This is a genomic window from Xanthomonas euroxanthea (genome assembly GCF_900476395.1).
GTDB lineage: Bacteria > Pseudomonadota > Gammaproteobacteria > Xanthomonadales > Xanthomonadaceae > Xanthomonas > Xanthomonas euroxanthea.
Map to the genome: position 1 here is coordinate 254753 of NZ_UIHB01000006.1, position 24577 is coordinate 279329.

The window sequence follows — 24577 nt, forward strand, 5'->3', positions numbered from 1 at the left end:
ATGCGCTCATGCCTCCACCCGCACTTCGCGCATCATGCCCGCTTCCATGTGGTACAGCAGATGGCAATGGTAGGCCCAGCGGCCCAGCGCATCGGCGCGGACGCGATAGCTGCGGCGCGTGCCGGGCGGCATGTCGATGGTGTGCTTGCGCACCTGGAAATTTCCGTCGGCGTCTTCCAGATCGCTCCACATGCCGTGCAGGTGGATGGGGTGCTGCATCATGGTGTCGTTGACCAGCACGATGCGCAGCCGCTCGCCGTACTGCAGCCGCAAGGGCTCTGCCGAGGCGAAGGCGATGCCGTCGAACGACCAGGCGAATTTCTCCATATGCCCGGTCAGATGCAGTTCGATCTCGCGCCCGGGCTCGCGTCCGTCCGGATCCTCGAACAGGCTGTGCAGGTCGGCGTAGCACAGCACCCGGCGGCCGTTGTCGCGCAGGCCAACGCCGGGGTCGTCCAGGCGCGGCGCGGTGGCATTGCTGCGCATGTCGATCAAGGGATTGCCATCTTCGCTGGCAGGGTGGCGTGGCGTCTTGTCGTGCGCATCCGCCGGGGAAGCGTCATGCGTGTGCAAGGAATGCCCCGCATGCGCGGCCTGCATCCCGGCGGCGCCGTGCATCGGCGGTACCGCATGGTGCATGCCATCGCCGTGCCCCATGTCCTGCACGGTCAAGATCGCGCGCGGGTCCAGCGCCGGTATCGGCGCCTGCAACCCCTGCCGCACCGCCAGCGTGCCGCAGGCGAAGCCGGTGCGGCCCATGTCCTGCGCGAACAACGTAAACGCATCCTGGCCGATGGGTTCGACCAGTACGTCGAAGGTTTCGGCCGCGGCGATGCGCAGCTCGTCCACGCTGACCGGATGCACGTACTGGCCGTCGGCGGCCACCACGGTCATGCGCAGGCCGGGAATGCGGATGTCGAAGTAGGTCATCGACGAGCCGTTGATGAAACGCAGCAGCACCTTCTCGCCGGGTCTGAACACCCCGGTCCAGTTGCCGGCCGGGGCGACGCCATTGAGCAGGTAGGTATAGGTGTTGGCGTTGACGTCGGACAGGTCGGTCGGGGTCATGCGCATGCGTCCCCACATGCCGCGATCGGCCAGCGTTGCGCGCAAGCCGTCGTCGCGCGCATCGCGCAGGAAATCGCCCACCGTGCGCTGCGCGTAGTTGTCGTGGCTGGGCATCTGCTTGAGCCGCCGGAACAGCGCGGCCGGGTCCAGGTCGGTCCAGTCCGAGAGCAGCACCACATGCTCGCGATCGTGCCGATACGGCGGCGGCGCCAGCGGGTCGATGACGATGGCGCCATACAAGCCAGCCTGCTCCTGGAACATCGAATGGCTGTGATACCAGTAAGTGCCGGACTGGCGCAGCGCGAAGCGGTAGTGATACTCCTGGCCCGGCGCGATGCCGTCGAAACTCATCCCCGGCACGCCATCCATGTTGGCCGGCAGCAACAGGCCATGCCAGTGCACCGAGGTGGGTTGGTCGGCCAGCGCATTGCGCACGCGCACGCTGACCGTGTCGCCCTCGCGCCAGCGCAGCGTGGGCGCCGGCAGGCTCTGGTTGACGGTGACGGCGCTGCGCGTGCGCCCGGTGAGGTTGACCGGCATGCGGCCGATCTGCAGCGATTGGCTGCTGCCACGCAACTCGGGCGTCGCCGGGGGGGTGGCACGTGCAGCGCCGCGCCACAGGCCGCCAGTGGCGGCAACGCCGCCCAGGGCAAGGCCTTGCACGAAGCGGCGTCGGCTCAGGCCCCCATTGGAGGGTGGATCGAAAGAAGTTGGATCGAACGACATGACATCTCCACTGCGGCCCACCACTGAAGGCGGGCGCATGCATCGCTGGGAAACCCACGCAACACGCGCGCGGGACCGAGGACGGCCAAGGCCGTCAGCGCTCAGGCGATGGGAGGTCGAACCGGTTGCTCGGGCACCGGGCTGCCGCGCCCTTCGGCCAGGGTGGCAGGCAGCGTATGGCGGCCAGGCAGGCCGGCGGGCACCGCAGGCAGGGTCAGCAGGGCGAGGCTGCAGTGCTGCAGGCAGTCGCAGCTGCCCAGCTTGCAGCAATCGGCCGCGTGCGCGTGCCTGGCCTGGTCCGGGGTATGCGCCGCAGCGGGTGGCTGCGTGTCCTCATGGCACGGCAACGCGGCCGGCATCGCCGCGTGCGCCATCGCTGCGGCCGACGCCGTCCCGGCCGAGGCCATGGCCGGCAGCGCCATGCCCACCGACGCCCAGGCGCCGGTGGCCGTATTGGCAACCAGGCACAGGCACAGCAGCAGGCGGAGCAGGCAACGCAGCACGGGCAGTCAGGGCGGCGGACAGGTGCGGCCAGCATAGCACCGGCGCCCAGCTGTCCGCCCGATGACCCGCCCGCCGTGGCCGCGCGCCAGGCAGCGGTAGAATTGGCGCTTCCTTCGCCGCACAGTCCTGCCATGTCGCAGCGCCAGTGGGTGGCCGCCGCCATCCAGAAGATCGAGGCCGATTTCAACCGTTCGGCCGACACCCATCTGATTCCGATGGACCTGCCGGGCTTTCCGGGCATCGACCTGTATTTCAAGGACGAGTCCAGCCACCCGACCGGCAGCCTCAAGCACCGGCTGGCGCGCTCGCTGTTTTTGTATGCGCTGACCAACGGCTGGCTGCGTGCGGGGCGGCCGGTGATCGAGGCGTCCAGTGGCTCGACCGCCATTTCCGAGGCCTATTTCGCGCGGCTGCTAGGTGTGCCCTTCATCGCGGTGATGCCGGCGTCGACCTCGCCGGAAAAGATCGCTGCGATTCAGTTCCAGGGCGGCCGCTGCCACCTGGTCGAGCGTGCCTGCGATCTGGACAGTGCCTCGCACCAGCTCGCACGCGAGACCGGTGGCCATTTCATGGACCAGTTCACCTACGCCGAGCGCGCCACCGACTGGCGTGCCAACAACAACATCGCCGAATCGATCTTCAAGCAGCTGGCCGAGGAGCCGCATCCGATTCCCGACTGGATCGTCTGCAGCCCCGGCACCGGCGGCACCAGCGCCACGCTGGGCCGCTATGTGCGCTATCGGCGCCATGCCACCCGCATCCTGTGCGCCGACCCGGAAGTGTCGGTGTTCTTCGACGGTTATTGCCGCGCGGTGGACGGGCAGTGCCCCAAGGAGCTGGCCATCACCGGCGGCTCGCGCATCGAAGGCATCGGCCGCCCGCGGGTGGAGTCCAGCTTCATCGCCAGCTGCGTGGACATGATGATCAAGGTGCCCGACGCCCTGAGCCTGGCGGCGATGCGCCATGTCAGCGCCACGCTCGGCCGCCGCGTCGGTGGTTCCACCGGCACCAACTTCGTCGGCGTGCTGCAGGCCGCCCAGCGCATGCGCCAGGCCGGCCGCAGCGGCTCCATCGTTACCATCCTGTGCGATGCCGGCGAGCGCTACGCGCACAGCTACTACGACCCGGCCTGGTACGCGGCGCGCGACATCGACGTCACCGACAGCGATGCGGCCATTGCCATCGCCGTCAATGGCGGCGACTTGCCGGCGCTGCCTTGTGCAGCGCTGGAATGACCGCCATATCCTGCACGCCGCCGGCAAAACCGTTGCGTATCGCAACCTCTGCCAGCGCCTCATCCTGATTCCTGATCCAGTCCACTGCCGGAGCGCCCCATGACCAACCCGCTGCTCGACCTGTCCGGACTGCCGTCCTTCGATGCGATCCGCCCCGAGCACGTGGGCCCGGCGATCGATCAACTGCTGGCCGACGCCGAGGCCGCAGTGAAAGCGGCCGAGCAGGTCAGCCCGGTCAGCTGGGACAGCTTCGTGGTGCCGCTGGACGATGCCACCGAGCGGCTGTGGCGCGCCTGGGGCCAGGTCGGCCATCTGCAGGCGGTGGTCAACACGCCGGAGCTGCGCGAGGCCTACAACAGCAACCTGCCCAAGCTCAGCCGCTTCGGCAGTGCGCTGGCGCAGAACCTGGCGCTGTACGCGCAGTACAAGGCGCTGGCCGACGCGCCGGAAGCGGCGCACTACGACGCCGCGCGGCGCAAGGTGCTGGAAAACGCGCTGCGCGATTTCCGCCTCGGCGGTGCCGAGCTGGATGACGCGTCCAAGGCCCGGTTTGCGCAGGTCCAGGAAGAACTGTCCGCGCTGGCCGCCAAGTTTTCGCAGAACGTGCTCGATGCCACCGATGCATGGTCGTACGTGAGCGAAGACGAAAGCGAGCTGTCCGGCCTGCCCGCCGAAGTGGTCGCCGCGGCACGCGCCGCTGCCGAAAAGGACGGCGTGCCGGGCTGGAAGCTCACCTTGCAGATGCCGTGCTACCTGCCGGTGCAGACTGATGCGGACAATCGCGAACTGCGCGCGCGGCTGTATCGCGCCAACGCCGAGCGCGCCTCCGAGTTCGGCGATGCAGCGCTGGACAACAGCGCCAATATCGATCGTATTCTGGCCCTGCGCGCCGAGCTGGCGCAGCTGCTCGGGTTTGCCAGTTACGCGGAGTATTCGGTCGCCACCAAGATGGCGCAAAGCCCGGACGAAGTGATGGGCTTCCTGCGCGATCTGGCGGTGCGCGCCAAGCCGTATGCGCAACGCGATCGCGCCGAACTCGAAACCTTTGCACGCGATGCGCTGGGCCTGGACGAACTGCAGGCCTGGGATCTGGCCTACGCCAGCGAAAAACTCAAGCAGGCGCGCTACAGCTTCTCCGAGCAGGAGGTGAAGCAGTACTTCACCGAGCCGAAAGTGCTGGCCGGCCTGTTCGATGTGATCCACAGCCTGTATGGCCTGACCGTCAAGCTCGATCGTGCGCCGGTCTGGCATGAGGACGTGCGCTTCTATCGCCTGGAAGATGCGCAGGGCGCGCTGGTCGGCCAGTTCTATCTGGACCTGTACGCGCGCGAAGGCAAGCGGGGCGGCGCGTGGATGGACGATTGCCGCAACCGCCGCGACACCGCCAATGGCGTGCAGACGCCGCTGGTGTATCTGGTGTGCAACTTCGGCCGCGGCAGTGGCGATGCCCCGGCCACGTTCCGGCATGGCGAAGTCACCACGCTGTTCCATGAAATGGGCCACGGCCTGCATCAGTTGCTCACGCGCATCGGCGAACTGGGCGTGGCCGGCATCAACGGCGTGGAATGGGATGCGGTGGAACTGCCCAGCCAGTTCATGGAGAACTTCTGCTGGGAATGGGAGCGCGTGCAGGCGATGACCGCGCACGTGCAGACCGGCGAGCCGCTGCCGCGCAACCTGTTCGATCGGCTGCTGGCCGCGCGTAATTTCCAGAGCGGCATGTTCACCGTGCGCCAGTTGGAATTCGCGTTGTTCGACATGCAGCTGCACAGCAGCTTCGACCCGACCCAGGACAACGTGCTGCAGCTGATCGAGCGCGTGCGCGACGAGGTGGCGGTCAACCGCCCGCCGGCATGGAATCGCTTCCCGCACCAGTTCAGCCACATCTTCGCTGGCGGATACGCGGCCGGTTACTACAGCTACAAGTGGGCCGAAGTGCTCAGCGCCGATGCCTACGCCGCCTTCGAGGAAGCGCCCGAGCAGGTGGCCGACACCGGCGCGCGTTTTCGCCATGAAGTGTTGTCGCGTGGCGGCAGCCGCAGCGCGGCCGACAACTTCCGCGCCTTCCGTGGGCGCGCGCCGAGCATCGATGCGCTGTTGCGGCATAACGGCATGGCCGGCTGAGCCGGGATTGGGGGATCGGGAGCGGGGAGTGCCAAGCGCGCGCTCTCGGCACACTGCCCCTTAATTCCCGGTTCCGCGTGGCGCCCTGCGCCGCGCCTCACACCCGGCCGAACACCAGCGCCGCGTTGGTGCCGCCGAAGCCGAAGCTGTTGGACATCACCGTATTCAACGTGGCGTCCCGGGTCTGCCGCAGGATCGGGAAGCCTTCGGCGCGCGGGTCAAGTTCGTCGATATGCGCCGAGCCGGCCATGAAGCCGTCACGCAGCATCAGCAGGCTGTAGATCGCCTCGTGCACGCTGGCGGCGCCCAGCGAATGGCCGGACAGCGCCTTGGTCGAGGACAGCGGCGGCACGTTGTCGCCGAACACCTCGCGCACCGCGCCCAGTTCGGTGACATCGCCCAGTGGCGTGGAGGTGCCATGGGTGTTGAGGTAGTCGATCGGCTGCGTCAGGCCGTGCATGGCCATGTGCATGCAGCGCACCGCACCTTCGCCGCTGGGCGCGACCATGTCGGCGCCATCGGAGGTCACGCCATAACCGAGCAATTCGGCATGGATGTGCGCGCCGCGCGCGATGGCGTGGTCGTAGTCCTCCAGCACCAGCATGCCACCGCCGCTGCCGATGACGAAGCCGTCGCGCTGCGCATCGTAGGGGCGCGAGGCCACCGCCGGGCGGTCGTTGAAGCCGGTGGACAACGCGCCCATCGCATCGAACATCACGCTCATGGTCCAGTGCAGTTCTTCGCCGCCGCCGGCGAACATCACATCCTGCGCGCCATGCCGGATCAGATCGGCGGCCGCACCAATGCAATGCGCCGAGGTCGCGCAGGCCGCCGACAGCGAATAGCTCAGGCCGCGGATCTTGAACGCGGTTGCCAACGAGGCGGAGACCGACGAGCACATCGTGCGCGGCACCATGTACGGGCCGACCTTGCGCACGCCGCGGCTGCGCAGCAGATCGGCGGTTTCCACCTGCCACTGGCTGGACCCGCCACCGGAGCCGGCAATCAGGCCGGTGCGCAGGTCGCTGACCTGCTCGGCATCCAGTCCGGCATCGGCGATCGCATCGCGCATGGCCAGATAGGCGTAGGCCGAGGCATCGCCCATGAAGCGTTTGAGCTTGCGGTCGATCAGGCTGTCCAGATCCAGCGCCACCGCGCCGCCCACCTGGCTGCGCAGGCCGGCCTCGGCATGATCGGGCAATGCGGTGATGCCCGAGCGGCTCTCGCGCAAGGCGCTGGAGACGGTGTCCAGATCATTGCCCAGACAGGACGTGATGCCCATTCCGGTGACGACGACACGACGCATCAGAAATTCTCCGTTGAGGTGAACATGCCCACGCGCAGGTCGTTGGCCGTGTAGATTTCGCGCCCGTCCACCAGCATGCGTGCATCGCTCTGCGCCATCACCAGCTTGCGGTTGATCACGCGGCTGACATCGATTTCGTAACTGACCAGTTTGGCGCTGGGCAACACCTGGCCGGTGAACTTGACCTCGCCGCAGCCCAGCGCGCGGCCGCGGCCTGCGGCGCCGATCCAGGTGAGGAAGAAGCCGGTCAGCTGCCACATCGCGTCCAGGCCCAGGCAGCCGGGCATCACCGGGTCGTCGATGAAATGGCAGCCGAAGAACCACAGGTCCGGGCGCACGTCGAGTTCGGCGCGGATCACGCCCTTGCCGTGCGCGCCGCCGCTGTCGCTGATCTCGGTGATGCGGTCGAACATCAGCATCGGATCGTTGGGCAGGCGGGCACTGTCGGGCCCGAACAATTCCCCGCGCGCGCTGGCCAGCAGCTGGTCGCGCGAGTACGCACTTTGACGAGTCATGACGAACGTTTCCTGCAAGAAGCGAAAGGCGAGGCGGGCAAGGGTGCATGAGGGCGCGCGGTTCAATCAAACGTTTTATCCGTACGCATGCGTGCTGTTTTCAGCCGCGCGCGCAGTGCGGCAAGCGCGTTGTGCCGACACTAGCGAGCGCAGGCGACGGCCTCCGGCCAAGCGCGGTCAGGCGTGCGTACTCGGGGCGGGACGCTGGGAAAAAGACGCAGCTGCGCGTCCTGCCGACGCTTGCGTCCGTTCGCGCCCGGGCTGACGCCCTGACCCGGCGCAAGGCGTGAGACGCGGCTGATTTATCATTGCCGGTACGCTTTCGGAGAGATGCCAGCTTGATGCGCAAGATCGTGCACGTGGACATGGATGCGTTCTACGCGTCCGTGGAGCAACGTGACGACCCATCGCTGCGCGGCAAGCCGGTGGTGGTGGCCTGGCGCGGTGCGCGCTCGGTGGTGTGCGCGGCCTCGTACGAAGCGCGCACCTATGGCATTCGTTCGGCCATGCCGGCGCTGCGTGCCGAGCGCCTGTGTCCAGATGCGGTGTTCGTGCCGCCGGATTTCGCGCGCTACAAGGCGGTGTCGCGGCAGGTGCGCGAGATCTTTCATCGCCATACCGACCTGGTCGAGCCGCTGTCCCTGGACGAGGCCTATCTGGACGTCACGCAGGCCAAGACCGGCATGCAGCTGGCCACCGAAATCGCGCAGCTGATCCGCACCCAGATCCGCGAGGAAACCCGGCTTACCGCATCGGCCGGCATCGCACCGAACAAGTTCCTGGCCAAGATCGCCTCGGACTGGCGCAAGCCCGATGGGCAGTTCGTCATCGCGCCCAGTCGCGTGGATGCGTTCCTGCTGCCGCTGCCGGTCAACCGCATTCCCGGCGTGGGCAAGGTGATGGATGGCAAGCTGGCGGCGTTGGGCATCGTCACCGTGGCCGATCTGCGGCTGCGCCCCCTGGAAGAACTGCAGGCCCATTTCGGCAGCTTCGGGCAGAGCCTGTACCGGCGCGCGCGCGGCATCGACGAACGCCCGGTCGAGCCGGACCAGGAGGTGCAGTCGGTGTCCTCGGAAGATACCTTCAGCGAGGACATCGCGCTGGAGGCACTGGATCCGCACATCCTGCGCCTGGCCGAAAAGACCTGGCTGGCCACGCGGCGCACCGAGCGTATCGGGCGCACCGTGGTGCTCAAGTTGAAGACTTCCAACTTTCGCATCCTGACCCGCTCGTACACGCCGGATCAGCCACCGGCCTCGCTGGAGGCATTGACGGAGATCGCGCTGGCGCTGACCCGGCGCGTGGAGTTGCCCGACGACACACGCTATCGCCTGGTCGGTGTGGGCTTGAGTGGTTTCAGCGACGCAGAAGCGGGCGCGGTACAAGGCGAGTTGTTCGGCGAGATGCCGCAGGCACAGTGAGTGCGCGTGCCGTACCCGCGTTGCTGCGGGCGTGGCGTGCAGCGTGCAGCGATGACGGCAACCACGCGCGCATGCGCACCTGCATCGGCGCCTGCATCGAACATCTGAGGCGCGCCACGGTGACGCGCCCTGAATCCCGTCGCTCGTACACTGCAGGCCGCTCCCCCAACGAGACTGTGCGCATGTTTCCGTATCCGCTGGTGATCTTCGACCTGGATGGCACGCTGGTGGACAGCGCACCCAATATCGCCGAAGCGCTCAATGCCACCTTGCAGGAACTCGGGCTGCAGCAGTTCAGCGAAGCGACGATCCGCAGCTGGATCGGCGAAGGAGTGCACGTGCTGCTTGCCACCGCCTTGCGCGAAGCCGGCGGCACGCACGATGCCGATACCGAGATGCCGGTGATGATGCGTCACTACCAGGCCAGCCTGCTGCACAACCCGCAGCTCTATCCCGGTGTTGCCGAGGCATTGGCCGGCCTGCGCCAGGCCGGTGCCACGCTGGCGTTGTGCACCAACAAGCCCGCGCGCTTCATCGCGCCGCTGCTGGAGCATCTTGGTATCGCTGCGCATTTCAGCAGCGTGCTCGGTGGCGATTCGCTGCCGCAGCGCAAACCCGATGCGGCGCCGCTGCTGCACCTGGCCAGCCAGTTCCGGCTCACCCCGCAGCAGTGCCTGATGGTCGGCGATTCGGCCACCGATGCGGCGGCGGCAAACGCCGCGGCGATGCCGCTGGCGATGGTGCGTTACGGCTATCTGCGCGGCTTCGATGTGCAGGGCGCCGGGGCGGTGGCGATCATGGATGACATGCGCGAGCTGCTTGCCTTGAAGCAGAACGCGCAAGGGGATCGGCACCGGGTGTAGACAGCGTCCAGCATGGCTTGCAGCAGCAATGCCACGCTCGGCTTGCCGCCCTGGATCAACGTCGCAGGCCTGAGACCGGCAGCGTAAGCCAGCCGGCATGCGCACCTGTCTGCAATGGTGCGCAACGCCTTGCGACAAAGCGCTGCTCTGGTTCCGCCAGTGCCGCATGCCGCTCCGCTAGCGCGTTCGTTCCATTTGAGAATGAATCGCATCCGTGTAGAATGTCCGGACAATTTTGACTGCGTCAGCGCCTGGCAAGCACATCATGCGCCTGCTGCACGCAGCCTCCCCCACGTATCACCTCAAGCCGTCGCCAGAGGTCCATCGCCTGTCGAGAGGTTTGAGAATGTCCGCATCACGCCGGTCATGGATGTCTGCGTCTGCACGTCGTCCCGTGTTGTCCCGCCGTCAGCTGGTGCTGGCCATTGCGCTTGGCTGTGGCAGCGGCATCTGCAGCGCATCGGCCGAAGACGCCGCGGCCGAGCCGCAGTCGCTGGACACCGTGCACGTCACCGCCGCGCAGATCGCCCGCCAGGCCCTGGGGTCATCGGTCATCACCGCCGAGGACATCGAACGGCGTCCGCCGGTCAACGATCTGTCGCAGTTGCTGCGCACCATGCCGGGCGTCAACCTCACCGGCAACAGTGCCTCCGGCCAGTACGGCAACAATCGCCAGATCGATCTACGCGGCATGGGCCCGGAAAACACGCTGATTCTGGTCGATGGCAAACCGGTGGGATCGCGCGATGCGGTGCGCATGGGCCGCAGCGGCGAGCGCAATACGCGCGGCGACACCAACTGGGTACCGGCCGAAGCGGTGGAGCGTATCGAAGTGCTGCGCGGCCCGGCGGCGGCACGTTATGGCTCCGGTGCCTCCGGCGGCGTGGTCAACATCATCACCAAGAAGCCCACCGGCGATCTGACCGGCTCGATGAGCATGTTCGGCCTGGTGCCGCAGCACAGTGCCGAAGGCGGCGGCCAGCGTGCCGGCTTCCAGCTCAGCGGACCGCTGAGCGATACGTTCTCCTTCCGCCTGTATGGAAACCTCAACAAGACCGATCCGGATTCGCTGGAGCTCAATCGCCGCTTTGCCAGCAGTGCCGCCGCGGTGCCGCCGGCCGGGCGCGAGGGCGTGCGCAACAAGGACATCAACGGCCTGCTGCGCTGGGATCCGGTCGAAGGCCAGGTGATCGAACTCGATGCCGGCGTCAGCCGCCAGGGCAATCTGTATGCCGGCGATCGTGCGGTCAGCGCCGATGGCCTGGCCGGTGCCGACCTGGGCGCCTTGTTCGGCAGCGAAACCAACACCATGATCCGCCGCACCGCCTCGCTGACCCATCGCGGCACCTGGGCGCTCGGCACCTCGCGCCTCACCGCCGCCTATGAAGGCACCGACAACACCCGCCTCAACGAAGGCCTGGCCGGCGGGCCGGAAGGCTCCATTGCCGCCAGCCTGCTCAACTCCACCGCCACCCTCGACAATCTCAACATCGACGGCGAGTTCAACATGCCGCTGCAGGCCTGGGCCGAGCAGGTGCTGACGCTGGGCTTCGAGCGCCGCCAGAGCCGCCTCAGCGATGCGTATTCGATGTCGCAGATGGTGAGTGCCGGTGGTGGTTTCCCCGGCCTTCCCGACGGGACGCGCAGCCCGCGCAGCGAGGCCACGCTCAGCGCGGTGTATCTGGAAGACAACATCTACGCCAGCGAGCGGCTGACGCTGACGCCGGGTGTGCGGCTGGATCACCACAGCCAGTTCGGCAACAACCTCAGCCCCAGCCTCAACGTGCAGTACAAGCTCAGCGAAGACTGGTTGCTCAAGGGCGGCATCGCGCGCGCCTTCAAGGCGCCCAACCTGTACCAGTCCAACGCCAATTATCTGTATTACACGCGCGGCAATGGCTGCCCGGTGCTGTTCCCCAATCTCGGCTCGGGCTGTTATATCCAGGGCAACGATGATCTCGATCCGGAGACCAGCATCAACAAGGAAATCGGCGTCGAGTGGGCGCCGCAGACCGGTCACCATGCCTCGCTGACGTACTTCCACAATGCCTACGACGACAAGATCGTCGCCGGGATGGTGCCGGTCGGGGTCACGGTCGACCGGCGCGGGCAGGTGTTCCAGTGGACCAATGCGTCGGAAGCGATCGTGCAGGGGGTGGAAGGCAATCTCACCCTGCCGCTGCTGGGCGAGCAGGGCCGCGTGTTGAAGTGGAATACCAATGTCACCTACATGATCGAGAACAAGAACACCGCCACCGATCAGCCGCTGTCGGTGATCCCGGAATACACGGTCAACACCACGCTGGATTGGCAACCGACCCAGGCCTTGTCGCTGCTGCTCACAGGGACCTTCTACGGCAAGCAGGAATCGGCCACGCAATCGAGCACCAGCGGCGGTGCCATCGCCCCCGACTCGCGCGACCCCTACGACCTGTGGGGCGTCAGCGCGCGTTACCGCATCACCCGCAAGGTCAGCGTGGGCGTCGGTGTGGACAACCTGTTCGACACCCGTCTGTTCCGCGAAGGCACCAACAACACCGGCGGCGCGGCGGGTGCAGCCACCTACAACGAACCCGGTCGTGCGTATTGGGCGAGCCTCAGTTTTGGTTTCTGACAACAATGCGGCAGCGCGCGCGAACGTGGGCACACGACGAGGAGAACATGCAGTGACGCGACATGATTCCTGGTGGCTTGCCTGTGCCGGCGTGCTGATGTGGATCGTCGGCACGGTGCCGGCTTTCTCACAGCCGGACCTGAGCCGCACGATCGGCAGCACTGTCGCCGATCGCCCCAGTGCCTCGTATGTCTTCAGCGCATTGCGCCTGGATTCGGCCGATGGCCAACGCCATTACCGCGTGCGCATTGCCACCCCCAAAGCGGCGCCGCCGGCGGCGGGATATCCGGTGGTGTATCTGCTGGATGGCAATGCGGCATTGATGGAACTGGATGAGCGCCTGCTCGACAGCCTGTCCACCCACGGCGATGCGCCGGTGCTGGTGTTCATCGCCGACGACAGCGCGTTGCGCATCGATGCGCTGGGGCGCAGCCTGGACTACACGCCTGCGCGCTACGGCGACGGGCGGGTGGAAACCGATCCGCTGAATCCGCAGCGCAGGACCGGCGGTGCGGCGGCATTCACGCAGCTGATCGCAACACGTATTCGCCCGCAGGTGGAAGCGCGCGTGGCGGTGGATCGTGAGCGGCAGACGCTCTGGGGCCATTCGTATGGCGGGCTGTTCGTGCTGCAGGTAGTGCTGACGCAGCCGCAGCTGTTCCAGCACTACGTCGCGGTCGATCCGTCGCTGTGGTGGGGCGATGGGTTTGTCGTGCAGCAGGCGCAGCGAGTGGTCGAGCAAGCCCGGGACGCTTCGGCAGACACACAGCAAGCCAGGCGCCGTCTGAAGCTGCTGGCAGGCGAGGGCGGAGCACCGGCGAACCCTGCAAGACCGGATCGTCCGGGGCGGCCGCGTGCAGATCCGCAGGCCGCCCAACGCCTCGTCGTGCTGCTGTCGTCGTTACCCGGCCTCACCGCCGACTATCAACCGCTGCCAGGCCTCAGCCATGGCCAGACGTTGGGCGCATCGCTTGCGCCAACGTTACAAGCTGCAGCGACGCGTTGATGAAGTCAGATCAAGCAAGCGCTCGAAGATAAACCGCTCTCTACATCGACGAGCATGCTGTTGCTGGTCGCAGCGCTGGCGCCATGCGCATGCAGCGGTGACACCTCGGCGCAGGCACTCAATCGTCGCGCGTTTCGCTCTGGTCCGCAGTGTCGTCGTCTGCTTCGCCCATCTCACCGTGCGTGTCGTCGTTGTCGGCACGTGCGTAGTGCACGGTTTCCACCGGTCCGGCGACCGCGCGGCCGCGCACCGGCAACAGCGCGCTCGCCGCTTCGTATTCGGCCAGCAAGGCATGCCGGCGCGCTTCCGGCACGTCCTGCCAATGGCAGTCGGTCAACGCGCCTTCCAGCGAATACAGCAGGTTGAGGCTGGGCTTGAAGCCGGCGCGGCGCACCTTGACGAATGCGCCCACCGCGCCTACCGCCTGCAGATCCTGCTGCGTGCGCAGGCCGACCTGGCGCAGCCACGCTGCACTTTTCGGGCCGATGTTGCGCAGCCGTTCGGTGGTCACGTCAGCGCGCCGACAAAGACCTGCGCAATGGCTTCCAGGCCGCGCTGATCGTCGGCGTCGAAGCGATCCAGCTCCGGGCTGTCCAGATCCAGCACGCCGATCAGCGCATCGCCCTTGACCAGCGGGATCACCAGCTCCGAGCGCGAGGCCGAATCGCAGGCGATATGCCCGGGGAAGGCATCCACGTCGGCAATACGCTGACTCTGCCGGGTGCTGGCGGCCGCGCCGCACACGCCCTTGTCCAGCGGAATGCGCACGCAGGCCGGCAAGCCCTGGAACGGCCCCACCACCAGCTCGCGGCCGTCGTAGAAATAGAAGCCCGCCCAGTTGAGCGACGGTAGCGAATTGAAGATCAGCGCAGCCAGGTTGGCGGCATTGGCGATCCGATCCGGCTCGCCGTGCACCAGTGCCTGGGCCTGGGCGGTGAGCTGGGCGTATTGTTCCGGCTTGCTGCCGGTCAGCGAAGAGGTGGCGAACATGGCCGAAGTTTAGCAGCGGCCGTCCGCAGCGGCATTGCGACTCAGCCGCGCGTTCGGATCCGCACGCTATGCTGCGCGCCCCCACGGCAACCGCGGCGCGGCCGCAGGAACACACGCATGCAGCTTCCGGCGTTGTATGTCACCGGCACCGACACCGGCATCGGCAAGACCATGGCCAGCACCGCGCTGCTGCACGCACTGCGCGCGCAGGGCCGCACGGCGGTGGGCATGAAGCCGGTGGCCAGCGGTTGCGAGAACACACCGCAGGGCTGGCGCAACGAGGACGCGCTGGCGCTGCAGGCCGCCAGCGCCCCGCAACCCGACTACGCCACCCTCAATCCCTATGCCTTGCCGGCACCGCTGGCACCGGAACTGGCCGCCGCCGATGTCGGTGTGACCCTGGCGCTGGAGCCGATCGCCCAGGCCTTCGCGCAACTGCGCGCGCAGGCCGAGGTGGTGGTGGTGGAAGGTGTCGGCGGCTGGGCTGCGCCGTTGAGCGCCGACCTGGACCAGGCCGACCTGGTGCGCGCGCTCACGCTGCCCGTGGTGCTGGTGGTCGGCATCCGGCTGGGCTGCATCAATCACGCGCGCCTGACCGCTGCGGCGATCGCCGCCGACGGGCTGGACTGCATCGGCTGGATCGCCAACGAGATCGACCCGCAGATGGAGCGCATCGAGGAGAACATCGGCATGCTGCACCAGCGCCTGGCGATGCCGTGCTGGGGCCGGATCCGCTGGGCACCCGATGCCGACGCCGCCCGCCAGGCGCAAGGACTGCAGCTGCCAGCCTAGTTAGAGGCGGTCATTGCATGTTCTGCTGTTGCGGACAGGCTCTTCATCGGCCCGGGCTGCGGCCCGCGCGCGTCGCCGTAGAGATCAGGGCCGTGCTTCAGCTCGCCGCGCCTGCACTTCCGGCAAATGGGCGGTACGCCGTCGTTCCCGTGCACCCGGCTCCGGTACGCTGACTGCGGCGGCCCGCATGCCGGCGCTGGATCGAAGACGCCCGCACAGAAAGCAATAAAAAAGCCCGACAGAGGGAGGGATCTGTCGGGCCGGATTGCATGGGGGGAGGGACCCATGCAAAGACGCTGAATGTTGGCGGCCGTTACCTGCGCCGGTTCTTGCCTGTTGCGCCGGCCTGTTCGCTGCCGGTGTCGAACTGCTGCTTTGCAAACTGTCCAAGCTCGCTGGACATCTTCAATCCCATCCCAACCACTTCCTGATTGGCCGAAGCCAGGCGTTCCAGGTTGTCGCGGGCCAGCTGCAGGCCTTTTGGCCAGAGCGTCTGGTAGGCACCCAGGTCGCGTGCCTGCGCAAACTCACCGAAAAACGTGGTGGTTGCGTTGACGTTCTGCTCCAGCGTGTCCAATGCCAACTGGTTGGCACGTGCTGCGACAGAGGCGAACTGACTGGTGAAGCTGTTTTCGAACTGCGCCGACATTGCGAACCCCTCGGGGAAAGCCGTGACCGTTTGTTGCGTTGCAGCATACGCGGATATTGCTGCGATGCAACACGTTTGCTGAAAATTTCCGAAATCGCCTGGAAAATGGCGTGGAATCAATCAATTATCCGTGCCGCAGAAATGGCAAGGCCGCCCGGGAGGCGGCCTTGGGTCACAGACTGCGCTACGTGATCAGCCGCGATAGCGGCAGCCGGAGGTGCAGGTTTCGTGCACCACGATCTCGCTCAACTGCGGCAGCGCCGGCTTGACCTGGTTCCAGATCCAGATCGCCAGCCGCTCGCTGGTCGGGTTTTCCAGCCCCTTGATGTCGTTGAGGTAATGGTGGTCCAGGCGGTCGTAGATCGGTTGGAAGGCGGCCTTGATGTCGCCGAAATCCATGATCCAGCCGGTCTCGGCACCGGGTTCGCCGCTGACGTGCAGCTCGACCCGGAACGAATGCCCGTGCAAACGGGCGCACTTGTGGCCGGGCGGCACATTGGGAAGCCGATGCGCGGCTTCGAGCGTAAAGACTTTGAAGATATCCATGCGCGCCATTGTAAGTGCGCTGGTGCCTGCCGGGCTGCTCCGGTCGCGGCGACACAGCGCCACGGTGCATCGACCTTGCGTGAACCAGAGCAGGCGTTGGCCGCGTCACGCCTGAGCGCCACGCCCGATCCATGCGCTCACATGCGGTCCGGCGCGCCTACCGTTTCGGACCGCCGGCGTGTGTCACCGCGCGTCATATCTCTATGCAGATCTGTAATTTTTGTTAATCGATTGCGCGTGGCCCACTGCAACACCCCCCATTCATGGAGGCCGTGCGTGAAGCGCCCGATGCCTTATCTGCTGTCCGCTGCCGTTCTGTCCGCGCTGATTCCCCTCGCCCATGCCGATGACGCGACACCCGGCGCGGGCAAGACCCTGGCCACCGTCAGCGTCACCGGCTCCAACATCAAGCGCACCGATAGCGAAGGCCCGAACCCGGTGCAGGTGATCGACCGTCAGCAGCTGGAGCAGTCCGGCAAGGTCACCGTCGCCGACGCGCTGCGCGCGATCTCGGCCAACACCGGCAACGCCACCAACGAAACCACCAACAACGGGTGGGCCTCCGGCTCGGCGGGCATCGGCCTGCGCGGGCTGTCGCAGAAGAACACGCTGGTGCTGCTCAACGGACGCCGCCTGGCCAACTACGGCTTTCCTGCCAATGGCCTGGGCGACACCTTCGTCAACCTCAATGCGCTGCCGCTGGTGGCGGTGGAACGCATTGAGGTGCTCAAGGACGGTGCCTCCGCCGTATACGGCTCCGATGCGGTGGCCGGCGTGGTCAACATCATCACCCGGCAGGATTTCCAGGGTGCCGAGCTGGGCTTGAGCGGCGGCAGCTCCGATCAGGGCGGCATGGATACCCAGCGTGCCAAGTTCATCGGCGGCATCGGCGACCTGGACAGCGACGGCTACAACATCCTTTTCAGTTTCGACGCCTACAACCGCGACCGGCTGGATCAGGACCAGCGCGCGCTGACCCGCTCGGGCATCTACACCGACCTGCCCGGCGGGCGCTGGAACGGCTGGTCGGCCAAGGGCGCGCGTTACCTGGTCGGTGGCCGCTCGGTGCCGATGCTGGATGCGCAAGGCAACTGCCCCGCCGGAACGGTGCTCACCGCCAGCGCACCGATCGACGGCCTGGCCGGCGATACCTGCGGCTTCAACCAGGCCCCGTTCACCACGCTGATCCCCTCGACCAAGCGCTATCAGGCCTACACCAACGCCACCTTCCGCCTCAGCGACACCGTCGAAGCCTTCGGCGAGGCGCTCTACAGCGAGGTCAAGGGCGTTTCGATCTTCGGCTCCAGCCCGTACTTCACCCTGGAAGGCGGCCGCTTTGCGTTGAATGCCAGCAGCGGGCTGGCCGAGCCGGTCTCTAATCTGCTGCCGGCCTCCAGCCCGTACAACCCGTACGGCACCGCAGTGCCGATCGAATACACCTTCTTCGACCTGGGCCAGACGGTCAAAACCAATCGCTCGCAGTCCTACCGCTTTCTCGGCGGCGTGCGCGGCAAGACCGAGCGCTGGGATTGGGAAGCGGCGGCGTTCGCCGCGCGCAGCACCGAGCATGAGACCGTCTCCGGCGGTTTCGCCAATCGCTTCACCCTGGCGCAGGCGCTGGCCGACGGCAGCTACAACCTGCTCGACCCGTCCGCCACGCCGCAGTCGGTGATCGACGGCATCAACCTCAGCACGCTGCGCCCTGCGCAATCGACCTTGCGCGGCGTCGATGCCAAGGTGTCCGGCAACCTGTTCGAGCTGCCGGCCGGCAGCGTCGGATTCGCCGCCGGCGCCGAGTGGCGGCAGGAGGAGCTGGTCTCGCGCAATCCCTGGCAGATCGACCAAGGCCTGCAGATCCGCCCTGCCATTGCCGCGGTGGATGGCGAGCGCAGGGTGTCGGCGCTGTATGCCGAGGTCAACCTGCCGCTGCTGCAGTCGCTGGAACTGCAGCTTGCCGGGCGCGGCGATCATTACAGCGATTTTGGCGAGGCGTTTTCGCCCAAGGCCAGCCTGCGCTGGCAACCGCTGGATGCCGTGCTGGTGCGCGCGGCCGCCTCGCGCGGCTTTCGCGCACCTTCGCTGTCGGAGAATGCGGCCAGCACCAACATCTCCTACGGTTCGGTGGTCGACCCGTTCGATCCGGACGTGCCGGGCTCGCGCCAGAACCCGACCTTCTTCACCGTCGGCAACACCGCGCTCGAGCCCGAGCGCACGCGCAGCTACAACCTCGGCGTGGTGCTGTCGCCGTGGGCGGACACCAGCCTGAGCGTGGACTGGTACAAGATCGAGCTGGAGAATCTGGTCGGCACCGGCAACAACGCCACCATCGTGCAGAACAACGACCCGGCCGACGTCATCCGCGACGCGCGCGGCACGCTGGTGGCGGTGTACAACCGCTACCAGAACCTCAGCGAACTGACGACCTCGGGGATCGATGTGGAACTGCGCCAGCGCTGGCGCACCGAAGCAGCTGGCAACTTTGGCCTCAACACCGCCTATACCCACGTGCGCGATTACCGTCGCCCCACCGTGGTCGGTGGCCCGTTGCAGGATTACGCCGGCAGCAATCTCGGCCCGTCGCTGCCACGCAACAAGGCCACCACCACGCTGGACTGGAACCTGGGTACCGTCAGCGCCGCATTGACCTGGTACTACACCGGTGGCTACGACCAGAAGGCCAGCGCCGCGGCCAGTGCGGTGCAGTCGCGCGTGGGCGACTACAACCAGTTCGACCTGTATCTGGGGTACACCGGGATCGACAAGCTCACCCTGTATGCCAAGGTCGAGAACCTGGCCGACAAGCAGCCGCCGGTCGATGCCTCGTTCCCGGGCATTCGCGCCCCTTACGACTTCACCCAGTACGACCTGCGTGGGCGCTACTTCACCGTGGGTCTGGACTATCGATTCTGACCGGCACACGCACGGCCCATGCACGCCCGTGCGATGGTGCGTGCTCCAGCGTGCTGTCTTAACCCAATCGCCGTTCGCCCCCGGACACTCTTCAAGGAACTCCGATGATGTCTTCGCAGCATGCCTGGCTGCTCGCCCTGGCCTTTGTCGCACCTTCCCTCGCCGCCCAACCTGCGGCCCAACCCGTTGCGCTGCCGGGTTACGACGCCGCTGCCGCACAGGCGCAGCGCGCGCTGGAAGCGCGTTTCGACAGCGGCCTGAAGGACGCCGATTATCGTGGCTGGTTGAAGCAATGGGCGTCGGCGCCCAATCCCGTTGGCGCGCCGCACAACCTGGAGAACGCCCGCGATCTGCAAAACCGCTTGCGCGGCTACGGGTGGGACGCGCGCATCGAAACCTTCCAGGTGCTGTGGCCCTCACCCAGGAGCTCGCAGCTGGAACTGCTCGGGGCCAAGCCGTATGTCGCGCGTCTGAAGGAGCCGCCGCTGCCGGGCGACAGCACCTCCACCCAGACCGAGAACGTGCTGCCGCCGTATGTGATCTACGGCGGCAACGGCGATGTCACCGGCGATCTGGTCTACGTCAATTACGGCATCGCCGAAGACTACGAAGCGCTGGCGCGCAACGGCGTGGACGTGCGCGGCAAGATCGTCATTGCCCGCTACGGCAAGGGCTGGCGCGGGCTCAAGCCGCGGCTGGCGCAGGAGCATGGCGCGATCGGCGCGATCATCTATTCCGATCCGCGCGACGACGGGTATTTCCAGGATCGGGCCTATCCGGATGGCCCGGCGCGCAATCAGTGGAGCGTGCAACGCGGCTCGGTCGCCAATTTCGCCATCTATCCCGGCGATCCGCTCACTCCGGGCATCGGCGCCAGCAAGGGCGCCAAACGCCTGAAGATCGACCAGGCCGGCAGCGTGTTGAAGATCCCGACCCTGCCGATCAGTTGGGGCGACGCGCAGCCCTTGCTGGCCGCGCTGGGCGGGCCGGTGGCGCCGGAGGACTGGCGCGGCGCGCTGCCGATCACCTACCGCATCGGCGGCGACGACACCGCGCGCGTGCATCTCAAGGTGGATGCGGACTGGGGCAGCAAGACCATCTACAACGTCATCGCCACCCTGCGTGGCAGCGAGTATCCGGACCAGTGGGTGGTGCGCGGCAATCACCGCGACGGCTGGGTGTTCGGTGCGGCCGATCCGCTCTCGGGCACCACCGCCTTGCTGGCCGAAGCCAAGGCGATCGGCGAGCTGGCCAGGCAGGGGCAGCGCCCCAAGCGCACGCTCGTCTATGCCAGTTGGGATGGCGAGGAGGCCGGCCTGCTCGGCTCCACCGAATGGGCCGAGCAGCACGCCGACGAACTGCGCCGCAAGGCGGTGCTGTACGTCAACACCGACGGCAACGGGCGCGGCTTTCTCAATGCCGGCGGCAGCCATGCGCTGCAGCGCCTGGTCAACGGCGTGGCGGCGGACCTGCGCGATCCCGACAGCGGCGTGAGCGTGCTCGAACGGCAACGCGCCCGCGCCCGTATCGATGCGCTGGCGCCCACCGCCAAGCCGGCGCAGAAGGACATCGCCAGGCAGGTCGCGGCCGGCGGCGACGTGCCGCTCAAGGCGCTGGGCTCGGGCAGCGACTACAGCCCGTTCCTGCAGCATCTGGGGCTGACCACGCTGGATCTGGGCTATGGCGGGCAGGGCGGCGGCAGCGGTGTCTATCACTCGCTGTACGACTCCTACGATTATTTCGCGCGCTATATCGACCCGGATTTCAGCTATCTGCCGCTGTTGTCGCAGACGGTCGGCCGCACGGTGCTGCGCGTGGCCAACGCGCCGGTGTTGCCGCAGCGCTTCGGCGACTTCGCCGACGCGGTGGCCGGCTACGCGCAGGAGCTCAAGCAGCAGGCCGACAGCGACCGCACTGCCGCACGCACCCAGGCCGAGTTGTTGCAGGCCGGCGCCTATGCGGCTGTCGACAACCCGAACCGGCCGCAACGCGCCCCCGAGCCGAAAGCCGCGGTGCCGCAGATCGACTTCGCTGCACTGGATCAGGCCATTGCCCGCCTGCAGGCCAGCGCCAAGCGCTATGACGATGCGCTGGCATCGCGCGGCGGCGCGTTGGATGCACGCGTGCGCGGCAAGCTCAATGCCTCGTTGCAGCGCATCGACCAGACCCTGCTGGCCGAAGGCGGTCTGCCGGGGCGGCCGTGGTACCGGAACCTGATCTACGCCCCCGGCCTGGCCACCGGTTACGAGGTCAAGACCCTGCCCGGCATCCGCGAAGCGCTTGAAGACCGGCGCTGGGAGGATCTGAGCGCCTACATCGTGCAGACCGCCGCGGTGCTGGATCGGTATCGCGAGGCGATCGATCGCAATACGGCGTTGATCGAGGGTTAGGGACGTGACGGACTGCGTCGGGTGTCTACGCGCAGTCCTGTTCGCACCGCATCGCCTGCGCCGTGCCCACAAAAAAAGCCGCCCCGAGGGGCGGCTTTTTCAGTGCAACGCAGACCTGGGCGCCGGTCGTGCCGGCGCACGGGATTTTCAGCGCGTGCCGCCCGGACGCTGACCGCCACGGCCGCCATCGCGACGGCCTGCGCCGGCACCGGCAGCAACACCGGCCTGACGCGGACCGCTGCTGCGCTGGCCACCGGGCTTCTTCGGGCCGGCATGCGCATGCGCCTGACGCGGTGCATCGCCATGCGGACGACGCGCGTGGCTCTTGCGCGGCGCGCGATCGCCGCCCGGCTGCTCGGCACGCCCCGGCGCGCTATTGCCCCAACGGATCGGGGTCTGCGGCTCGTAGCCCGGCACGTCGCGGATTTCCACATCGCGGCCCAGCATGCGCACGATCTGGCGCAGCAGCTTGGCTTCGTCCTGCGCCACCAGCGAGATCGCCTCGCCGGTGGAGCCGTTACGGCCGGTGCGGCCGATGCGGTGCACATAATCCTCGGCCACCATCGGCAGGTCGTAGTTGATGACCTTGGGCAGTTGGTCGATGTCGATGCCGCGCGCGGCGATATCGGTGGCCACCAGCACGGTCACGCGGCCGGCCTTGAAGTCGCTCAGCGCACGCATGCGCTGGCCCTGGCTCTTGTTGCCGTGGATCGCCGCGGTCTTGATGCCGGACTTCTCCAGGAACAGCGCCAGCTTGTCGCTGCCATGCTTGGTGCGGGCGAACACCAGGGTCTGCTCGCGGCTGTCCTGCGCCAGCAGGTGCAGTAGCAGGTCGCGCTTGCGCGCCCCATCGACCGGGTGCACGCGGTGGGTGATGCTCTCGGCCACGGTGTTGCTCGGGGTGACCTGGATCTGCATCGGGTTGCGCATGAACTCCAGCGCCAGCTGCTTGATGTTCTCTTCGAAGGTGGCCGAGAACAGCAGGGTCTGGCGGTCCTGGCGCGGCAGCTTGGTCAGGATGCGCTTGATCGAGGGCAAAAAGCCCATGTCGAGCATGCGGTCGGCTTCGTCCAGGATCAGCACTTCGATGCCGGACAGGTCCACGCTGCGACGCTCGATATGGTCGATCAGCCGGCCCGGGCAGGCGATCAGCAGGTCCACGCCACGACGCAGCGTGTCCAGCTGGTTGCCCATGCCCACGCCGCCGTAGATCACCGCGCTCGGGATGCGCAGGTACTTGCTGTAGCCGCGCAGGCTGTCGTGCACCTGGGTGGCCAGCTCGCGGGTGGGGGTCAGGATCAGCGCGCGCGGCTTGCGCGGGCCGTTGACCGGCTGTGGCGAGGTGCCCAGGTGCTGCAGCAGCGGCAGGCCGAACGCGGCGGTCTTGCCGGTACCGGTCTGTGCGCCGGCCAGCAGGTCATGGCCTGCCAGCACCAGCGGGATCGCCTGCTGCTGGATCGCAGTGGGGGTTTCGTAGCCCTGCTCGGCCAACGCGCGCAGCAGGAAGGGCGCCAGGCCCAGGGATTCAAAAGACATCAGGAAGCTCCAAGTAAAGCGTCGCCACCAGGACAGGCCCGGAGCGCAAACGCATTGCAGATGCAAAAAGGTGAGGCTCGGAGCGTTCCCGTGAACCGCGCTGCGAGATGGTGGAACAACCCAATCAAGGAACGATGGGTTTGTCGGCACCACGAAAGGCGTCGGGTGGGGCGGGCGAGCGGATCGATCGATCCTGGCCTCGCCGGCTGTCCCTAAGGGAAACGGACGGCCGCATGCAGACCGGGCCAGTGTACGCGCGTTTGGCGCGCTGCACAAAAGGCCAGTTCCCCGGTTGGGCTACGGGTCAGTTGTTTCAGGTGCAACCACTCTTGTGGCAGGCCGTACAATCGACCGATCAGCCACAGCATTGGACGGTCATGAAGCTAGGTTCCCTGAAGGAAGGCGGCCGCGATGGCAGCCTGATCGTGGTCGCGCGCGACCTGCGCACCGCGGTTCGCGCCACCGGCATCGCGCCCACGCTGCAACGCGCGCTGGAAGACTGGAGCAATGTCGCGCCGCGCCTGAATGCCTTGTCGGCCTCGCTCAACGAGGGCAGCGCCGATGGCGTGTTCGACCTGGATCTGCAGGCACTGGCCGCACCATTGCCGCGCGCCTACGAATTCGTCGATGGCAGCGCCTACCTGCCGCACGTAGAGCGCGTGCGCCGCGCGCGCAATGCCGAGGTGCCGGAGAGCTTCTACACCGACCCGCTGATGTACCAGGCCACCAGCGCCGGGTTCTACGGCCCGCGCGATGCGATCAAGGTGATCAGCGAAGACCACGGCATCGACCTGGAAGCCGAAATCGTGGTGATCACCGACGATGTGCCAATGGGCGCCTCGCCCGAGCAGGCCGCCGCGCATATCCAGCTGGTCGGCCTGGTCAACGACGTGTCGCTGCGCAACCTGATTCCGGCCGAGCTCGCCAAGGGCTTTGGCTTTCTGCAATCCAAGCCGCGCTCGGCGCTGTCGCCGGTGTTCGTCACCGTCGATGAGCTGGACGAGGCCTGGCGCGACAACAAGGTGCACCTGCCGCTGGTCACCCACGTCAATGGCGCCTGGTTCGGCGCGCCGGAGGCCGGCAACGACATGCAGTTCGACTTCGCCCAGCTGATCGCCCACGCCGCCAGGACCCGGCCGCTGTCGGCCGGCACCATCGTCGGCTCCGGCACCATCGCCAACCAGGACACCACGCTGGGCGCCTCGTGCTTTGCCGAACAGCGCGTGGTGGAAACCCTGCGCGACGGTGCACCGCGCACGCCGTTCCTGTCCTTCGGCGACGTGGTGCGGATCGAGATGGTCGCCGCCGATGGCGCCAGCATCTTCGGTGCGATCGAACAACGCGTCGAACGTCAGCCGCTGCCATGACATCGGCGCGTGTGC

19 protein-coding genes are annotated in these 24577 nt (G+C 67.1%); 10 read left to right on the forward strand and 9 right to left on the reverse strand.

The window, feature by feature from the left end; genetic code table 11:
- Window positions 1-6: 6 nt before the first annotated feature.
- Window positions 7-1815 (reverse strand): copper resistance system multicopper oxidase, encoded by a 1809-nt coding sequence (locus tag CPBF1521_RS18495; RefSeq protein WP_181901293.1) that lies wholly within the window; start codon window positions 1813-1815, stop codon window positions 7-9.
- Between the two features lie 80 nt (window positions 1816-1895).
- On the reverse strand, window positions 1896-2297 hold the full coding sequence (locus tag CPBF1521_RS18500; protein ID WP_115677880.1) for a CopL family metal-binding regulatory protein: 402 nt from the start codon (window positions 2295-2297) through the stop codon (window positions 1896-1898).
- A 132-nt stretch (window positions 2298-2429) separates the two neighbouring features.
- Between CPBF1521_RS18500 and CPBF1521_RS18505 the strand changes: the two genes are divergently transcribed.
- Together CPBF1521_RS18505 and CPBF1521_RS18510 are read left to right on the forward strand one after the other, a co-directional pair.
- The gene (locus CPBF1521_RS18505; RefSeq protein WP_115677881.1) at window positions 2430-3533 is read left to right on the forward strand and encodes a PLP-dependent cysteine synthase family protein; all 1104 of its coding nucleotides are present in this window, start codon (window positions 2430-2432) and stop codon (window positions 3531-3533) included.
- 99 nt (window positions 3534-3632) lie between these two features.
- Window positions 3633-5657, forward strand: a complete 2025-nt coding sequence (locus CPBF1521_RS18510; protein ID WP_115677882.1) for a M3 family metallopeptidase — start codon at window positions 3633-3635, stop codon at window positions 5655-5657.
- A gap of 97 nt (window positions 5658-5754) precedes the next feature.
- Here CPBF1521_RS18510 and fabB read toward each other — a convergent pair whose 3' ends face one another.
- Complete coding sequence (gene fabB, locus CPBF1521_RS18515; protein ID WP_115677883.1) at window positions 5755-6963, reverse strand: beta-ketoacyl-ACP synthase I; 1209 nt, start codon at window positions 6961-6963, stop codon at window positions 5755-5757.
- Complete coding sequence (gene fabA / locus CPBF1521_RS18520; protein ID WP_104649437.1) at window positions 6963-7478, reverse strand: 3-hydroxyacyl-[acyl-carrier-protein] dehydratase FabA; 516 nt, start codon at window positions 7476-7478, stop codon at window positions 6963-6965. Before fabA ends, fabB begins: the two co-directional genes overlap by 1 nt.
- A 341-nt stretch (window positions 7479-7819) precedes the next feature.
- On the opposite strand from fabA, the gene dinB reads away from it, so the two are divergent.
- The 4 genes from dinB (at window position 7820) to CPBF1521_RS18545 (ending at window position 13382) form a co-directional block, all read left to right on the forward strand.
- Window positions 7820-8899 carry a DNA polymerase IV gene (dinB, locus tag CPBF1521_RS18530; RefSeq protein ID WP_115677885.1) on the forward strand — a complete coding sequence of 360 codons (1080 nt, stop codon included), beginning with the start codon at window positions 7820-7822 and terminating at the stop codon, window positions 8897-8899.
- Window positions 8900-9081: 182 nt separating this feature from the next.
- Window positions 9082-9762, forward strand: a complete 681-nt coding sequence (locus CPBF1521_RS18535; RefSeq protein WP_115677965.1) for a phosphoglycolate phosphatase — start codon at window positions 9082-9084, stop codon at window positions 9760-9762.
- 397 nt (window positions 9763-10159) lie between these two features.
- Complete coding sequence (locus tag CPBF1521_RS18540) at window positions 10160-12376, forward strand: TonB-dependent siderophore receptor (protein ID WP_478212769.1); 2217 nt, start codon at window positions 10160-10162, stop codon at window positions 12374-12376.
- A gap of 97 nt (window positions 12377-12473) precedes the next feature.
- Complete coding sequence (locus CPBF1521_RS18545; RefSeq protein ID WP_115677887.1) at window positions 12474-13382, forward strand: alpha/beta hydrolase; 909 nt, start codon at window positions 12474-12476, stop codon at window positions 13380-13382.
- 118 nt (window positions 13383-13500) lie between these two features.
- Here the strand turns inward: CPBF1521_RS18545 and CPBF1521_RS18550 are convergent, their stop codons facing one another.
- Both CPBF1521_RS18550 and CPBF1521_RS18555 read right to left on the reverse strand, forming a co-directional pair.
- The gene (locus CPBF1521_RS18550) at window positions 13501-13893 is read right to left on the reverse strand and encodes a TfoX/Sxy family protein (protein WP_115677888.1); all 393 of its coding nucleotides are present in this window, start codon (window positions 13891-13893) and stop codon (window positions 13501-13503) included.
- On the reverse strand, window positions 13890-14372 hold the full coding sequence (locus CPBF1521_RS18555; RefSeq protein WP_055824820.1) for a GAF domain-containing protein: 483 nt from the start codon (window positions 14370-14372) through the stop codon (window positions 13890-13892). Before CPBF1521_RS18555 ends, CPBF1521_RS18550 begins: the two co-directional genes overlap by 4 nt.
- A gap of 117 nt (window positions 14373-14489) precedes the next feature.
- On the opposite strand from CPBF1521_RS18555, the gene bioD reads away from it, so the two are divergent.
- The gene (bioD, locus tag CPBF1521_RS18560) at window positions 14490-15164 is read left to right on the forward strand and encodes a dethiobiotin synthase (protein ID WP_115677889.1); all 675 of its coding nucleotides are present in this window, start codon (window positions 14490-14492) and stop codon (window positions 15162-15164) included.
- A 313-nt stretch (window positions 15165-15477) separates the two neighbouring features.
- Here bioD and CPBF1521_RS18565 read toward each other — a convergent pair whose 3' ends face one another.
- Together CPBF1521_RS18565 and queD are read right to left on the reverse strand one after the other, a co-directional pair.
- Entirely contained in the window at window positions 15478-15813 is a 336-nt protein-coding gene (locus CPBF1521_RS18565; protein ID WP_104583276.1) for a phasin family protein, read from the reverse strand.
- A gap of 192 nt (window positions 15814-16005) precedes the next feature.
- Window positions 16006-16359 (reverse strand): 6-carboxytetrahydropterin synthase QueD, encoded by a 354-nt coding sequence (gene queD, locus CPBF1521_RS18570; protein ID WP_115677966.1) that lies wholly within the window; start codon window positions 16357-16359, stop codon window positions 16006-16008.
- A 288-nt stretch (window positions 16360-16647) separates the two neighbouring features.
- Here queD and CPBF1521_RS18575 point away from each other — a divergent pair, with 288 nt between their 5' ends.
- A complete protein-coding gene (locus tag CPBF1521_RS18575; RefSeq protein ID WP_115677890.1) occupies window positions 16648-19269 on the forward strand; it encodes a TonB-dependent receptor plug domain-containing protein in 2622 nt (873 codons plus the stop codon).
- Between the two features lie 104 nt (window positions 19270-19373).
- On the forward strand, window positions 19374-21659 hold the full coding sequence (locus CPBF1521_RS18580; protein ID WP_115677891.1) for a transferrin receptor-like dimerization domain-containing protein: 2286 nt from the start codon (window positions 19374-19376) through the stop codon (window positions 21657-21659).
- Window positions 21660-21806: 147 nt separating this feature from the next.
- Here CPBF1521_RS18580 and CPBF1521_RS18585 read toward each other — a convergent pair whose 3' ends face one another.
- A complete protein-coding gene (locus CPBF1521_RS18585) occupies window positions 21807-23195 on the reverse strand; it encodes a DEAD/DEAH box helicase (protein ID WP_104649381.1) in 1389 nt (462 codons plus the stop codon).
- A gap of 308 nt (window positions 23196-23503) precedes the next feature.
- Here CPBF1521_RS18585 and CPBF1521_RS18595 point away from each other — a divergent pair, with 308 nt between their 5' ends.
- Window positions 23504-24562, forward strand: a complete 1059-nt coding sequence (locus CPBF1521_RS18595) for a fumarylacetoacetate hydrolase family protein (protein WP_181116446.1) — start codon at window positions 23504-23506, stop codon at window positions 24560-24562.
- The last annotated feature ends 15 nt before the right edge of the window (window positions 24563-24577 follow it).

Excerpts from the sequence above, each read along its gene's own strand:
- CPBF1521_RS18505 (WP_115677881.1), top strand. The coding sequence starts at position 2,430 with ATGTCGCAGCGCCAGTGGGTGGCCGCCGCCATCCAGAAGATCGAGGCC.
- CPBF1521_RS18510 (WP_115677882.1), top strand. The coding sequence starts at position 3,633 with ATGACCAACCCGCTGCTCGACCTGTCCGGACTGCCGTCCTTCGATGCG.
- fabB (WP_115677883.1), bottom strand. The coding sequence starts at position 6,963 with ATGCGTCGTGTCGTCGTCACCGGAATGGGCATCACGTCCTGTCTGGGC.
- fabA (WP_104649437.1), bottom strand. The coding sequence starts at position 7,478 with ATGACTCGTCAAAGTGCGTACTCGCGCGACCAGCTGCTGGCCAGCGCG.
- dinB (WP_115677885.1), top strand. The coding sequence starts at position 7,820 with ATGCGCAAGATCGTGCACGTGGACATGGATGCGTTCTACGCGTCCGTG.
- CPBF1521_RS18535 (WP_115677965.1), top strand. The coding sequence starts at position 9,082 with ATGTTTCCGTATCCGCTGGTGATCTTCGACCTGGATGGCACGCTGGTG.
- CPBF1521_RS18545 (WP_115677887.1), top strand. The coding sequence starts at position 12,474 with ATGTGGATCGTCGGCACGGTGCCGGCTTTCTCACAGCCGGACCTGAGC.
- CPBF1521_RS18555 (WP_055824820.1), bottom strand. The coding sequence starts at position 14,372 with ATGTTCGCCACCTCTTCGCTGACCGGCAGCAAGCCGGAACAATACGCC.
- bioD (WP_115677889.1), top strand. The coding sequence starts at position 14,490 with ATGCAGCTTCCGGCGTTGTATGTCACCGGCACCGACACCGGCATCGGC.
- CPBF1521_RS18565 (WP_104583276.1), bottom strand. The coding sequence starts at position 15,813 with ATGTCGGCGCAGTTCGAAAACAGCTTCACCAGTCAGTTCGCCTCTGTC.
- queD (WP_115677966.1), bottom strand. The coding sequence starts at position 16,359 with ATGGATATCTTCAAAGTCTTTACGCTCGAAGCCGCGCATCGGCTTCCC.
- CPBF1521_RS18575 (WP_115677890.1), top strand. The coding sequence starts at position 16,648 with ATGCCTTATCTGCTGTCCGCTGCCGTTCTGTCCGCGCTGATTCCCCTC.
- CPBF1521_RS18580 (WP_115677891.1), top strand. The coding sequence starts at position 19,374 with ATGATGTCTTCGCAGCATGCCTGGCTGCTCGCCCTGGCCTTTGTCGCA.
- CPBF1521_RS18585 (WP_104649381.1), bottom strand. The coding sequence starts at position 23,195 with ATGTCTTTTGAATCCCTGGGCCTGGCGCCCTTCCTGCTGCGCGCGTTG.